Below are 13,533 nucleotides of genomic sequence, written 5' to 3'. Positions count from 1 at the left end.
CCCGGGGCCGGCTCGCGTGTCAGCGCATCCGGCCCAGGGCGTCCCGCAGCCGCCGGGCGTCGCGCAACCTCTTCTCGTACGTCGCCCCCACCGCCAGCAGCAGCACCCCGGCCAGCGCCGGCGCCACCCAGCGCGGCATCGCACCCACCACCTGCACCACATACGGCGCCAGCTCGTGCAGCGCGTCCAGCGCCAGCACCGCACCGCCCAGCACCAGCAGCGCCTGGAGCCGCAGCCGCGCCCCCAGCAGCGTGATCACCAGCGCCGCCACCCCCAGCAACAGCGGCCGCAGCCAGTGCGGATCGCCCCAGGCGGCGAAGAGCGCCGGCACCAGCGTCACCGCCAGGCCCGCCCCGTACGCCGTCCACGACGACGCCGCAGGATCACGACGCCGGCGCAGCACACCGATCACCAGCGCCGGCACGGTCACCGGCAGCGTGTACGCCTCCGGGGACGACACCCCGGACGCCGACAGCCGCACCCAGGACGCCAGGACGAACAGCGCCGTCGCCAGATACCCGGCCACCTCCCGCCGCTCCGGACGCAGCGCCGTCGCCGCGGCCAGCACCCCGCACAGAGCCAGCACCAGAGCCAGGAACGGCGGGTCCTCCAGAGCCGCCACGACCGCGGCCAGGCCGACCGCGCCGCCGGTCAGTTCGAGCGGCAGCGCCACCGCGTGCCCCCTCAGCCGCGCACCCAGACCGGCCGTCACCGCGGGAACGACGAGCATCACGGGCGCCGCCTCGTACGACGCGAGCCCCACCGACGCACCGAACGCGAGGGCGAGAACTCCGGCGCACACCACCGCCGCGCACGTCACCACCGCCTGCACGGTCACCAGCACCGGCGCACGCGACGGGTCGTCGGGCGCGTCCAGCGCCGTCGCAGCACCCGCGAACATCAGCAGCAGCGCACCGAACACCGCATAGGTGGCCGGCTCCGAGCCCAGCGACAGCAACGCGACCCCCACCGCGCCGACCGAGCCACACACCCCCGCGGTCAGCGCCGGCCCCGTCGTTCCGCGGCGCAACGCAGCGACGGCAACGACCAGAACCCCCGCGACCAGCACCGACTGCAACGCGACAGCCGCCGTGAAGGAGGCGTCCAGCGCGGGCGGCAGCACGGTGAGCCCCGCCCAGCCGAGCACCACGGCAGACGCACCGACGGCCGTCCGCCACCCGGGGCGGGGCGACAGCGCCGGCCCGGCCCACCGCAGCACGCCCTCCCACGACCGGTACGCCGCCCCGAGCGCCACGGCCACGGTCAGCAGCACCACCGGAGCCGCCGCCATGTCCTGCCACGGCAGGTCCGTGGCCCCGACCGCTCCCCGGATCCCGCCCTCCGGCGCGCCCTCCCACAGCCGGCCCAGCTGAGCCACCGGACCCACCAGCACCACCGCCACCGGGGCGGCCGAGAACAGCACGGACAGGGCCGCCACCGCACCCGCGGCCCACACCAGCCCCTGCCCGGCCGGACGCCCCAGCGGAGCCCGTACGCCCAGCAGGACCAGGCCGCCGCACACCAGATACACCTGCACCGCCCAGCCACTGTGGACCCCGGCCGCCGCGACCCCGCCCACCGCGGCGACCGCCGCCAGTCCGGCCACCGCGCCCGCGGCCACCGCGACCGGCACGGGCGCCCGGCGGGCCCCCGCGAGAGCGATCGCCGCACCGGCCAGCAGCAGTACCCCGGGCACCACCGCAGCGGCCGGACCACCGGCCGACAGCGACTTCACCAGAGCCACCAGCAGGCCCGCACCGCCGGTGACGCAGAGGCCGGCACAGGCCGTGACCCGCACCGCAACTCCCTTGAACCACACCGCGATCGCGCAGTCCAGCGCCGCCGTCGCCAGCAGCGCGACGGAGAACACCAGAGCGTCCGCCTCCGCGGCCCACGCCCACAGCACCAGCGGCAGCTGCGCACTGACCACGGCCAGCGGCAGCGGGAGCCGCAGCCGGTCCAGCAGCAGACCGTAGGCAGCCCAGAGCACCGCGAGCACGGCCGAGGCCACGGCCGCGTACCCGAGCCCGCCGGTGTCCGGAACCGCGACCAGGTACAGGGCGACGGCGTCCAGCACCATCAGCACCGAGGCCAGCGCCCCGAGCGCCTCCGCCGTCGAGGACAGACCCCGTCGCAGCAGCACCGCGGGTGCGGACAGCGCCGCCACCGTGACGGCGGTCAGGACCGCCGAGCGTCCGCCGATCCCCATCTGACCCCAGCTCACCAGGGTGAACGCGATCGCGGCGATCGCCAGCAGCAGACCGCCGAGGGTGAGCAGCACGTTCTGCGCACTGCGGGTACGGACCGGGGGAGCGGACGGCGCGGACGGTGAACCGGAGGAGGCCGGAGTCCCGATCCAGCCCGCACCCCAGGCCGCGGTAGCCGCCTCCGGCGGCGGCGGGAACTGCGGTGTGTGCGCAGCGGCCGCGCGGGGGCCGGGCGTCTGCAGCACGCTCAGCAGCCAGGTACGGCGGGTCAGCAGCTCGGACCGGCGCAGATCGAGCCGGGCGAGCTCACGGTCGAGGATGACCAGTTCCTCGGCGGGTGGCGGCACATGTTCCATGGACGCGAGTGTGGTGCGGGCCACGCGACCGGGCATGCGCACAGGTACTCAGATCCCCGGCTGAGTACGCGGGTCCCGGAAGCATGGAGCGGAACCACTGCCCATTTGTCAGCATATGGGCAGCGGTCGCCCCGCTCGGACGCCGGCACGGTCCGGCGGCTCGGCCGGAAGCGGTTTGAACCACACCCGCCGAGCCCTGTATGGTTCAACCCGTTCCCGGGCGATTAGCTCAGTGGGAGAGCGCTTCGTTCACACCGAAGAGGTCACTGGTTCGAACCCAGTATCGCCCACCCCGGGAGAGGCCGGTCCGTCAGCAACACCGACGGACCGGCCTCTGCATGTCCGGGGGCCGGGAGCCGGGAGTTGGGACCCGCACCGCTCACGCCGCGGCCCGGAACTCCGGACGCAGCGGCCAGGCCGGATCCACCGTCTCCGGCGTCCCGCTCCTGGCGAACCATGCCTGCAGGCCCCGTGCCTGGGCCGCGTGCCACACCGCCTGGAGCGTGTGCAGCTCCGCCGGGGTCAGCCGCTCCAGACGGGTGGCGAACCGCCGCCCCACCGCCCGGACCAGCTCCAGCGACGCCGCCGCGTCCGCCGCCGCATCATGGGCCCCGTCCAGCACCACCCCGTACAGCTCGCAGAGATCCGTGAGCGTACGACGGCCCTTGCGGTAGCGGTCCAGATGCTTGTCCAGCACCCGCGGATCCAGCACGCACAGCGAGGCGTTCTCCAGATAGCCGCCGAGCGACGACGCCCGGTGCCGCCTCAGCTCACGGTCCAGCAGTGTCAGATCGAACGGCGCGTTCATCACGACCAGCGGCCGGCCCGCCGCGCTCTGCTCGGCCAGCGCCCTGGCGATCTCCTCCACCACCGGCGCGGGCCACCGCCCGTTGCGCTGGAGATGGTCGTCGGTCAGGCCGTGGATCTCCGTCGCCCCCACGGGCACCGGAATCCCCGGATTCACCAGCCAGCGGGTGACGCGCGTCCGCCCGCCGGAACTGTCCTGGACGACGAGCGCGGCCGAAACGATCCGGTCCTGCTCGACGTCCACTCCCGTCGTCTCGGTGTCGAAAGCGGCCAGCGGCCCCTCGTACCAATGAGTCATCCCCGAACTCCTCGCGCCCGAGCGGCAGATGGTGTGATTTCTCTGCCCGGTTCGGTGATACCCGCACCCTTTGCCTGATACGCCGTTTGAGGGCGGTCCTGTGCGGTGACAACACAGGTGACGGGGCCGGAAGTTGGAAACCGCCGCGTCTCCCACACCCATCGGCACAGCCCGGAAGGCATACGGAGCCATGGCGCTCGCGCAGCCCGAACCGAGTGGGCTGCTGCCCCAGCGGACCGCACCGCTGCGCGGCGCACTCGCCACCACCGCCTGCATGGAGACCCTTCAGGTGGGCTACCTGCACGCGGTCGCGGCCGCGGCGGGGTGCTCCCTGTCGCAGCCCTTCCCCGACAACGGCATCGACTGGCACGTCAGCCACGGAGCCCCCGGTCACCTCGTCGACGACGAGGTGACCATCAAGGTCCAGCTCAAGTGCACCTACCAGATACCGCCCCGGCCACCCGGCCCGACCTTCGCCTTCACGCTCGACAACGCCCACCTCGTCAAGCTCGCCCGGACCCCCGTGTCCGTGCACAAGATCCTCGTCGTGATGCTCGTGCCCCGCAGCCAGGACGACTGGCTGCGCGCCGGACACGACCGCCTCGACCTGCGGCACTGCTGCTACTGGACCAACCTGGCCGGTCACGCCGTGACCGGCCGGCACCGGACGACCGTGCGGATCCCGACCTCGCGCATCTTCGACGACCGGGCGCTCTGCGAGATCATGACCCGTGTCGGGGCGGGAGGGAGACCCTGATGCACCGGCCGATGGACGAGCCCGTCCACGAAGTGTTCCCGTCAGCCGTCCGACCCCACCCCGCCGAACAGCCGGGTCCCTGGCCCACCGCCTCACCGCCCGGCGGCCTCCCCGACCCCGCACGGGTCGACCCCGCGGTCCTCGCCGTCCTGCTCGCCCGCCACGGCTGGCAGCGGCGCGGCGGCGCGCCCGGCCGGTACAGCCGCTGGACCCCGCCCGGGCCGCCCGGCCGCTCCACCAGCCTGCTCGTGCCCGACACCACCGCGTTCCCCGACAGCGAGGACCTGCTGGCGGAGGTCCTGACCGCCCTCGCCCGCAGCGCCGCGCCCTCCGCCCGCGAGGTCCTGGTCTCCCTCGCCGTCCCCAGTGACGAGATCCGCTGGTGGCGCGAAGTGCCCGATCCCCTGACCGGAGCAGCCGGAACCGCGGGAGCGGCCGGCTGGACCGGGGCGGAGCAGCTGCACGGCGCCGCCCGCCAGATCCTGCTGGCCGGCGCACTCGCCGTCCGCGGCCGGGCCGGCTACCACGGTGCCCGCCACCGCCGCCGCGCCCTGGCGACGCTCGGCTCCATCCTCATCGGCCCCGCACCCGGCGGCCGCGACCTCACGGCGTTCGTCCCCGTGGAGGCGGGCCGCCCCCTCGCCGTACGGCTCTACCACGCCCTGCACGCCGCCCGGGAGGCCGTCGACTACCAACGGGCCACCGGCGGCATGGAGGCCTTCGACACCGCGGTCGAGGCGGGCGTCAGCCGGGAGCTGACCGAGGCCGTCATCGCGCTCGTCCGGGGCTCGGAGGGGGCGGGCATCGCCCTGGACTGGGCGCCGGCGGCGGGAACCCCCGACGGCTGTCCGGCACGTCCCGAACCGGTCGAGTTCTCCCCGGGCGACCTGCCGGCCCTGCGCCGGGCGGGCGCCCGCTACCTCCGGGACGAGCCCGCGGTGACCGTACGGATCACCGGCGCGGTCGTGCGCCTGCGCCGCTCGGGCCCGCGCGGCGCAGGAATCGTACGGCTGCGGGTACTGGCGGGCGCCGAGGTGTCGCACGTACGGCTGGAGCTCGACGAGGAGGCGTACCGGATCGCGGGCCAGGCCCACCTGGTGGGGCTTCCCGTCCGGGTCGAGGGCAGGCTGGAGAGCCGGGGCGGCTTCCGGCGGCTGACCAGGACCTCGCAGGTGGTTCCGGTGCAGGTCGACGAGGAGGAACGGGACCGGCTGATGAAGTCGCTCCAGGAGAACGTCGACTATTTCGAGGAGGCGTGCACGGGGGATGAGGGCCCCTCGTCCGGAGCATGCCGGGCTCGCGGGGTCCGGCACGATCCGAACGAGAGGCCCCAGCAGGGCGGAGGCGGCCCATTTCGCTAAGGGGGCATGCGGCTCGGTACGATTCCCCTAGCGTCCGCCACGGGAATGCGGGTGCGCCCCCTCAGTCAGGAGAGACCGGTGTCAGACGTCCGTGTGACCATCCAACGCGATTCCGAGCGGGAAGAGCGCGTGGTGACGACGGGCACTACGGCAGCCGAGCTCTTCCCCGGCGAGCGCACCGTCGTCGCCGCCCGCGTCGCCGGTGAACTGAAGGACCTCGCGTACGTGGTCTCCGACGGCGAGACCGTCGAGCCCGTACTGATCTCGTCCGAGGACGGCCTCAACATCCTGCGGCACTCCACCGCGCACGTGATGGCGCAGGCCGTGCAGGAGCTCCACCCCGAGGCCAAGCTGGGCATCGGCCCGCCGGTCAAGGACGGCTTCTACTACGACTTCGACGTCGAGACGCCGTTCACGCCCGAGGACCTCAAGGCCATCGAGAAGAAGATGCAGGAGATCCAGAAGCGGGGCCAGAAGTTCTCCCGCCGGGTCGTGACGGACGAGGCGGCCCGCGAGGAGCTCGCCGACGAGCCGTACAAGCTGGAGCTCATCGGAATCAAGGGCGCCGCCTCCACGGACGACGGCGCGGACGTCGAGGTGGGCGGCGGCGAGCTGACCATCTACGACAACCTCGACCCGAAGACCGGCGAACTGTGCTGGAAGGACCTCTGCCGGGGTCCCCACCTGCCGACCACCCGGTTCATCCCCGCGTTCAAGCTGATGCGCAACGCCGCGGCGTACTGGCGCGGCAGCGAGAAGAACCCGATGCTCCAGCGCATCTACGGGACCGCCTGGCCGACCAAGGACGAGCTCAAGGCGCACCTGGAGTTCCTGGAGGAGGCCGCCAAGCGCGACCACCGCAAGCTCGGCAACGAGCTGGACCTCTTCTCCTTCCCCGACGAGATCGGCCCGGGCCTCGCCGTCTTCCACCCCAAGGGCGGCGTCATCCGCCGGGCCATGGAGGACTACTCGCGGCGCCGCCACGAGGAGGAGGGCTACGAGTTCGTCTACTCGCCGCACGCCACCAAGGGCAAGCTCTTCGAGAAGTCCGGCCACCTGGACTGGTACGCCGACGGCATGTACCCGCCCATGCAGCTCGACGACGGGGTGGACTACTACCTCAAGCCGATGAACTGCCCGATGCACAACCTGATCTTCGACGCGCGCGGCCGCTCCTACCGTGAACTTCCCCTGCGCCTCTTCGAGTTCGGCACCGTGTACCGGTACGAGAAGTCGGGCGTCGTGCACGGCCTGACCCGCTCGCGCGGCTTCACGCAGGACGACGCGCACATCTACTGCACCAAGGAGCAGATGGCGGAGGAGCTGGACCGGACGCTCACCTTCGTCCTGAACCTGCTCCGCGACTACGGCCTGACCGACTTCTACCTGGAGCTGTCCACCAAGGACCCGGAGAAGTTCGTCGGCAGCGACGAGGTATGGGAAGAGGCCACCGAGACACTGCGTCTGGTCGCCGAGAAGCAGGGCCTGCCGCTGGTCCCGGACCCGGGCGGTGCCGCGTTCTACGGCCCGAAGATCTCGGTGCAGGCGCGGGACGCCATCGGCCGGACCTGGCAGATGTCGACCGTGCAGCTCGACTTCAACCTGCCGGAGCGCTTCGACCTGGAGTACACCGGCCCCGACGGCACCAAGCAGCGCCCGGTCATGATCCACCGTGCCCTGTTCGGCTCCATCGAGCGCTTCTTCGCCGTGCTCCTCGAGCACTACGCGGGTGCGTTCCCGGTGTGGCTGGCGCCCGTCCAGGCGGTCGGCATCCCGATCGGCGACGCGCACATCCCGTACCTCCAGGAGTTCGCCGCCAAGGCCCGCAAGCAGGGGCTGCGGGTGGACGTGGACGCCTCGTCGGACCGGATGCAGAAGAAGATCCGCAACCAGCAGAAGGCCAAGGTGCCCTTCATGATCATCGCTGGTGACGAGGACATGGCCAACGGCGCCGTGTCCTTCCGCTACCGCGACGGTTCGCAGGAGAACGGCATCCCGGTCGAGGACGCCATCGCCAAGATCGCCAAGGCCGTGGAGGACCGCGTCCAGGTCTGATCCGTGCCCTGAAGGGGCCCCCGGCGAGCTACCCGCTCGCCGGGGGCCCCTTCTCGTCCTCCCGCCGGAACACCTGGATCAGCCACGACGAGAACGAACCAGTCACCGCCCCCAGCAGCGCCAGCCCGCAGGCCATCAGCCCCGCCGCGACCACCCGGCCCCACGGAGTCACCGGCACGACATCCCCGTACCCCACCGTCGTGAGCGTCGCGCACGCCCACCAGGCCGCGTCGCCGAAGGTCCGGATCGAGGCGGCCGGCGCATCGTGTTCCTGGTGGTAGACCGCGAGAGCCGCCGAGAAGCCGAGCAGCAGGGCCGTCAGGCCGGCGTACGACATCACCCGTGCGTACAGGCTGAGACGCGGTTCGTCGTGCCGCTTCTGGATGGCCGTGTAGACCTTGACCAGGCGCAGCGGACGCAGCAGCGGCAGCAGGAGCACGAGCGTGTCGAGCCAGCGGACCCGGACGAACCGGCGGCCCAGGCCGCTGAGGCGGATCCGTACGGCGTAGTCGACGACGAAGAGCAGCCAGGTGGCGGCGACCAGGGCGAGGGCGAGGTCGTGCCACGGCTCGGCGTCGTCCGGGGCGAGGACGCGCACCGCGTAGCCGAGGAGGAAGAGCAGGGAGGCGGCGAAGAGCGGTACCTCGGTGCGCTGCTCCCAGAGGGCGAGAGCGGGTGAGGGCCGGGCCGGGGTGCGGTCGCGCATCGGGCCAGCATCGCGCCGAGCGGACGGGATCGGCCCCGGCGACACGCTTCGCGCGGGGTACGCAATATGCTGATCGGCATGACGAGTGAGCCGGAGCAGCAGATCGGAGTGGGGACGCCCGATGCGTTCCAGCGCCTGTGGACGCCCCACCGGATGGCGTACATCCAGGGCGAGAACAAGCCGACCGGCCCGGAGGCCGGCGACGGCTGTCCGTTCTGCGAGATCCCCTCGAAGTCGGACGAGGACGGGCTCGTCGTCGCGCGCGGCGAGAAGGTCTACGCGGTGCTCAACCTGTATCCGTACAACGGCGGGCATCTGATGGTGGTGCCGTACCGCCATGTCGCGGACTACACCGAGCTGGACGGTCCCGAGACGCTGGAGCTCGCCGATTTCACCAAGCGTGCGATGACGGCGCTGCGTGCGGCGTCGGGGGCGCACGGTTTCAACATCGGGATGAACCAGGGCGCTGTGGCCGGTGCGGGTATTGCCGCGCATCTGCACCAGCATCTGGTGCCGCGATGGGGCGGTGACACCAACTTCATGCCGGTGGTGGGGCACACCAAGGTGCTGCCGCAGCTGCTGGCGGACACGCGCGCGATGCTGGCCGACGCCTGGCCGCGCGGCGTCTGATTCCGGCTCTTTCCTCTGCACCGTGTGGGGCGCCCCGGACTTCCGGGGCGCCCCACACGCACTGTCTAGGCGTCGTAGAGGTCGGCCTTGCGCGGGGTGGGGTCCTGGACGAGTCCGCTCAGTATCGACGAGCGGTTGTCGAAGCGGTCCGTGTCGACGCCGTTCTCCTCCAGGACCTTCATGGCCGCACTGTGCACGACGCGCAGGACGGGTGTGGCGGCCCGCATCGCGTCGTCGGCCATGAAGCGGTGACGCCACGGCTTCTCGGCCCAGGCGTGCCGCAGCCCGAAGGGTTCCGGCAGGGCGATCTTGCCGCCGAGGTAGTCGAGGAGCGGCGGGTACCAGGTGAAGGGGGCGCGCAGGGCGAGGCGGACGACCTCCTTCGACTCCACCAGGGCCAGCGCGATGTCGCGGGTCTCCCAGAACTTGACGGTCTTGTTGACCGTCTTCTTCTTGGCGGCGGGCTTGCTGGTGAACAGGGAGTGGACGGGGCCGAGGGCGTGCCCGGTCACCTCGATGCGCAGGGTCTCGAAGAGCACGGTGACGGTGATCATCATGGTGATGACCAGCTGGCCGTCCCAGAGGGTGAACTGGACGCCCAGGTAGTGACGGTCGCCGCCGCCGAACTGCTGGTGGTTGCAGATCCGCTGTATCTCGTGCGGCTTGACCTGGAAGGTGGCGACGTCCTCGCCCTCGGGGCGGGACACCTCGTCGGTGTTCTCCCCGACGGGCGACACGATCCAGTGGGTGACGGACGGCGTGGGGAATCCGCCGGTGTTCAGCGGGCCGCGCTCCAGCATCTTGAGCTGGTCGTGGATGACGCGTATCAGGTCCCAGCTGCGGAACTGGTGGAACTCCTTGGCGGGTTCCTTGGCGACGAGGTCCTCGGCGAGCTGCCAGCTTCCCCAGCGGGTGCCCATGCCGAGGATGCCCTTGGGGCCGGCGTAGAAGACGGAGTTGGACTGCTGTTCGGCGGAGAGCTTCTCCAGGCCCTGGCGGAGCGCCTCGCGGGCGGTCTCGTTGGGGTTCTTCGGCACGGCTTCGGGGATCTTCGCGATGACCCCGCCGCCGGAGAGGAGCCCTTCCCAGCGGGCACGCATGTCCTGGGCGGACTTCTCGGCGATCCGTTTGGCGATCAGCCAGCCGATGACGGGCGCCACGATCATCGCGCGGAGGTACAGCGCCAGGAGCCCGTTGAGAGGCATGGCGACCAGGAGGACCAGGGCTCCGATGCCGACGATGGGCAGCAGCGCGTTGCCGAGGGCGGCCAGGCCCTTGTCCTTGGTGTTGGCGAGGCCGTCGCGCAGGCGGAACGCGATGACCCACAGCAGCATTCCGGGCAGGAAGACGAAGCCGAACAGGGCGGTGACCGCGGTGAGTTTGGTGTCGCGGGCCTTGCGCAGGCGGGTCGCGGAGAGGCAGTGCTCGACGACGGTCTGGGGGTCGCTGCCGAAGGACTGGATGAGGGCCTTCCGTGCGCCGCCCAGCGTGCGTTCCTGGACGGCGCGGGAGAAGGCCTCGCCGAGGTTGGGTTTGAAGTAGTCGGACTTGAAGAGCTTGGAACGCCCTGCCTTGACTTCCGACTTGTGCCATTCGCTGTTGGCTTTGAGGATGTCCTCCACCGGGCTGTCCCGGTACGCGGCAGAGGCGAGGGCGTTGGTCGCCACCGCCGCTCCTGCCGCCCCCTGGAGCGGAATCTGCGCTCCGGGAGAGAAATCGAATCCGTTGCTGGCCACTGTCGCCCCCACTCGCCGCCGAGGAACCGCTCCTGCGGCTGTTTCCCAACTGCCGGGCCCGGCACACTTTCTGACCTGGCAGCACAGCGTATCGTCCGGATCGGTACCCCGTCCGGCCCTGTGGACAACGCTGGGGACGACAGCGGGAAGCCAGTGGGCTTATGTTCCTTTGGTGCCGTTCTCCTACTGTTCGTGAAGGCGGTCGGCGAGCTGTGGGGGCATGGCCTCGTGGCGGGCGTAGGAGCGGTCGAACCGGCCGGTCCCGTGGGACAGGGAGCGCAGGTCGACCGCGTAGCGTCCGATCTCCAGCTCCGGGACCTCGGCCCGTACGAGGGTCCGTCCGGTACCGGACTGCTCGGTGCCGGTCACCCGGCCGCGGCGGCCGGAGAGGTCGCTCATCACCGGGCCGACGTAGTCGTCGGGGATCAGGACGCGGACCTCGGCGACGGGTTCCAGGAGCTGGATGCGGGCGTCGCCCGCTGCCTCGCGCAGGGCCAGGGCGCCCGCGGTCTGGAACGCGGCGTCGGAGGAGTCCACGGAGTGCGACTTGCCGTCCCGCAGGGTGACGCGGACGTCGACCAGGGGATGTCCGGTGGTCAGACCGCGGGCGGCCTGGGCGCGGACGCCCTTCTCGACGGAGGGGATGAACTGGCGGGGTACCGATCCGCCGACCACCTTGTCGACGAATTCGATGCCGGAGCCGGGCGGCAGCGGCTCGACGTCGATCTCGCAGACGGCGAACTGGCCGTGGCCGCCGGACTGTTTGACGTGGCGGCCGCGTCCGGTGGACGGCCCGGCGAACGTCTCGCGCAGGGCGACGCGGTGGGGGACGGCGTCGACCTGGACGCCGTAGCGGGTGCGCAGCCGGTCCAGTGCCACGTCCAGGTGGGCTTCCCCGAGGCACCACAGGACGACCTGATGGGTGTCCTGGTTCTGCTCCAGGCGCATGGTCGGGTCCTCGGCGACCAGGCGTGCGAGGCCCTGGGAGAGCTTGTCCTCGTCGGCCTTGCCGTGTGCCTCGATGGCGAGCGGCAGCAGGGGGTCGGGCATCGTCCACGGCCGCATCAGCAGAGGATGGCCGGGGGCGGACAGGGTGTCGCCGGTCTCCGCGGTGTCCAGCCGGGCGACGCAGACGAGATCACCGGCGATGCAGGCGGTGACGGGCCGCTGCTGTTTGCCGAAGGGCGAGGAGAGGGCGCCGACGCGGGTCTCGGTCTCGTGGAGCGGCCGGGCCTCGTGGGCCGGGTCGTCGAGTCCATGGCCGGAAACGTGCACCGTGTCGTCGGGGCGCAGGGTGCCGGAGAAGACGCGTACGAGCGAGAGCCGGCCGATGTAGGGGTCGGAGTCCGTCTTGACGACCTCGGCGGCCAGAGGGCCCTGCGGGTCGCAGTCCAGGGCGGGGAGCGCGGCGCCGTGCAGGGTGGTGACGGCGGGCAGCCGGCGTTCGAGCGGGGTGGGGAAGCCGCCGGTGATCAGGTCGAGGAGTTCGACGGTGCCGATGCCCTGGCGGGCACCGTCGGCGGCGGGGGCGACGGTGAGGACCGGATGGAAGGTGCCGCGCGCGACAGCGCGTTCGAGGTCGTCGACGAGTGTCCTGATGTCGATGCCGGCGCCGCCGAGGTAGCGGTCCATCAGGGTCTCGTCCTCGCTCTCGGCGATGATCCCTTCGATCAGCCGGTTGCGGGCATCCGCCAGGGGCGCCTGCTGCGACTCGGCCGGAGGATGCTCCTGCCGTTCCCCGCCCGAGTAGTCGAAGATCCGCTGCGACAGCAGGCCCGTGAGCCCGGTCAGCGGTGCGTGTCCGTCCGCGGCCTCGGGTCCGTGCACCGGCAGGTAGAGCGGCAGTACGGCATCGGGGTCGTCACCGCCGAAGATCTCGCCGCAGATCCGGGTCATCGCGTCGAAGGAGGTGCGGGCGGTGTCCAGGTGGGTGACCACGATGGCGCGCGGCATGCCGACCGCGGCGCACTCCTCCCACACGGCGCGGGTGGTGCCGGCGACGGCATCGGCCTCCTGGGCGGCCGAGACGACGAAGAGGGCCGCGTCCGCCGCGCGCAGACCGGCCCTGAGCTCCCCGACGAAGTCGGCGTATCCGGGAGTGTCCAGCAGATTGATCCTGATGCCGTCCCATTCGACGGGGACGAGGGTGAGCGATACCGAGCGTTGTCGGCGCTGCTCGATCCCGTCGTGGTCCGAGACCGTGGTGCCGTCCTCGACCCGGCCGGCCCGGTTGACCGCGCCCGCGGTCTGTGCAAGGGCCTCGACGAGGGTGGTCTTGCCCGAGCCGCTGTGGCCGACCAGCACCACGTTCCTGATGGCGGAGGGGTGGCCGGCCGTGGCTGCTCCTCCGGCGGCTCCGGTGTGCGTGTGTGCCTTGTCGCCCATGACACGTGCCTCCCGGGTGGTGGCGCCGGGCGGGGGGACCGCCGGCGCGGGATGGGAAGTGGCCGCACGGGCACGGGGGAGCCGCCGCGGCGGCTACGACGACGCCCGCGGTAGTTCCGAGCTTGGCACTGTGTCCGGGTCGCGTCCATACGCCGTACACCGCCGCACGGGACCGGGAGCCGCGTCCGCGGCGGGTCGACGACGTCTCCCAGGGTGCCCGGACAGTGGATCCCCG

9 protein-coding genes and 1 tRNA gene are annotated in these 13,533 nt (G+C 71.9%); 5 read left to right on the top strand and 5 right to left on the bottom strand.

From position 1 onward, the window contains the following. Positions 1 to 19: 19 nt before the first annotated feature. The gene (locus OG446_RS05230) at positions 20 to 2,563 is read right to left on the bottom strand and encodes an SCO7613 C-terminal domain-containing membrane protein (RefSeq protein ID WP_328892923.1); all 2,544 of its coding nucleotides are present in this window, start codon (positions 2,561 to 2,563) and stop codon (positions 20 to 22) included. 218 nt (positions 2,564 to 2,781) lie between these two features. Between OG446_RS05230 and OG446_RS05225 the strand changes: the two genes are divergently transcribed. After that, a tRNA-Val gene (locus OG446_RS05225) sits at positions 2,782 to 2,853 on the top strand. An 89-nt stretch (positions 2,854 to 2,942) separates the two neighbouring features. On the opposite strand, the gene OG446_RS05220 is transcribed toward OG446_RS05225, so the two are convergent. Continuing rightward, positions 2,943 to 3,668, bottom strand: a complete 726-nt coding sequence (locus OG446_RS05220) for a 3'-5' exonuclease (protein WP_328892922.1) — start codon at positions 3,666 to 3,668, stop codon at positions 2,943 to 2,945. Positions 3,669 to 3,858: 190 nt separating this feature from the next. Here OG446_RS05220 and OG446_RS05215 point away from each other — a divergent pair, with 190 nt between their 5' ends. The 3 genes from OG446_RS05215 to thrS all read left to right on the top strand — a co-directional run bounded on the left by OG446_RS05215 (position 3,859) and on the right by thrS (position 7,841). Next, positions 3,859 to 4,425 (top strand): DUF4365 domain-containing protein, encoded by a 567-nt coding sequence (locus tag OG446_RS05215; protein WP_328892921.1) that lies wholly within the window; start codon positions 3,859 to 3,861, stop codon positions 4,423 to 4,425. After that, positions 4,425 to 5,786, top strand: coding sequence for a hypothetical protein (locus OG446_RS05210; RefSeq protein WP_328892920.1), 1,362 nt, complete (start codon positions 4,425 to 4,427; stop codon positions 5,784 to 5,786). Before OG446_RS05215 ends, OG446_RS05210 begins: the two co-directional genes overlap by 1 nt. Positions 5,787 to 5,864: 78 nt before the next feature. Further along, positions 5,865 to 7,841 carry a threonine--tRNA ligase gene (gene thrS, locus OG446_RS05205; RefSeq protein WP_328892919.1) on the top strand — a complete coding sequence of 659 codons (1,977 nt, stop codon included), beginning with the start codon at positions 5,865 to 5,867 and terminating at the stop codon, positions 7,839 to 7,841. A 28-nt stretch (positions 7,842 to 7,869) separates the two neighbouring features. Here the strand turns inward: thrS and OG446_RS05200 are convergent, their stop codons facing one another. After that, positions 7,870 to 8,547 carry a potassium channel family protein gene (locus tag OG446_RS05200; RefSeq protein WP_328892918.1) on the bottom strand — a complete coding sequence of 226 codons (678 nt, stop codon included), beginning with the start codon at positions 8,545 to 8,547 and terminating at the stop codon, positions 7,870 to 7,872. Between the two features lie 66 nt (positions 8,548 to 8,613). Here OG446_RS05200 and OG446_RS05195 point away from each other — a divergent pair, with 66 nt between their 5' ends. Then, positions 8,614 to 9,177 carry an HIT family protein gene (locus OG446_RS05195; protein ID WP_328892917.1) on the top strand — a complete coding sequence of 188 codons (564 nt, stop codon included), beginning with the start codon at positions 8,614 to 8,616 and terminating at the stop codon, positions 9,175 to 9,177. 65 nt (positions 9,178 to 9,242) lie between these two features. Here the strand turns inward: OG446_RS05195 and OG446_RS05190 are convergent, their stop codons facing one another. Then, the gene (locus tag OG446_RS05190) at positions 9,243 to 10,913 is read right to left on the bottom strand and encodes a hypothetical protein (RefSeq protein ID WP_328892916.1); all 1,671 of its coding nucleotides are present in this window, start codon (positions 10,911 to 10,913) and stop codon (positions 9,243 to 9,245) included. 183 nt (positions 10,914 to 11,096) lie between these two features. Beyond that, a complete protein-coding gene (locus OG446_RS05185; RefSeq protein ID WP_328892915.1) occupies positions 11,097 to 13,298 on the bottom strand; it encodes an elongation factor G-like protein EF-G2 in 2,202 nt (733 codons plus the stop codon). Positions 13,299 to 13,533: the final 235 nt, after the last annotated feature.

This window comes from Streptomyces sp. NBC_00236, assembly GCF_036195045.1.
GTDB lineage: Bacteria > Actinomycetota > Actinomycetes > Streptomycetales > Streptomycetaceae > Streptomyces.
The sequence above is the reverse complement of the archived record's forward strand: the minus strand, read 5'-3'. Positions and strand labels throughout refer to the sequence as shown.

Excerpts from the sequence above, each read along its gene's own strand:
- OG446_RS05215 (WP_328892921.1), top strand. The coding sequence starts at position 3,859 with ATGGCGCTCGCGCAGCCCGAACCGAGTGGGCTGCTGCCCCAGCGGACC.
- OG446_RS05185 (WP_328892915.1), bottom strand. The coding sequence starts at position 13,298 with ATGGGCGACAAGGCACACACGCACACCGGAGCCGCCGGAGGAGCAGCC.
- OG446_RS05195 (WP_328892917.1), top strand. The coding sequence starts at position 8,614 with ATGCTGATCGGCATGACGAGTGAGCCGGAGCAGCAGATCGGAGTGGGG.
- OG446_RS05200 (WP_328892918.1), bottom strand. The coding sequence starts at position 8,547 with ATGCGCGACCGCACCCCGGCCCGGCCCTCACCCGCTCTCGCCCTCTGG.
- OG446_RS05220 (WP_328892922.1), bottom strand. The coding sequence starts at position 3,668 with ATGACTCATTGGTACGAGGGGCCGCTGGCCGCTTTCGACACCGAGACG.
- OG446_RS05210 (WP_328892920.1), top strand. The coding sequence starts at position 4,425 with ATGCACCGGCCGATGGACGAGCCCGTCCACGAAGTGTTCCCGTCAGCC.
- OG446_RS05230 (WP_328892923.1), bottom strand. The coding sequence starts at position 2,563 with ATGGAACATGTGCCGCCACCCGCCGAGGAACTGGTCATCCTCGACCGT.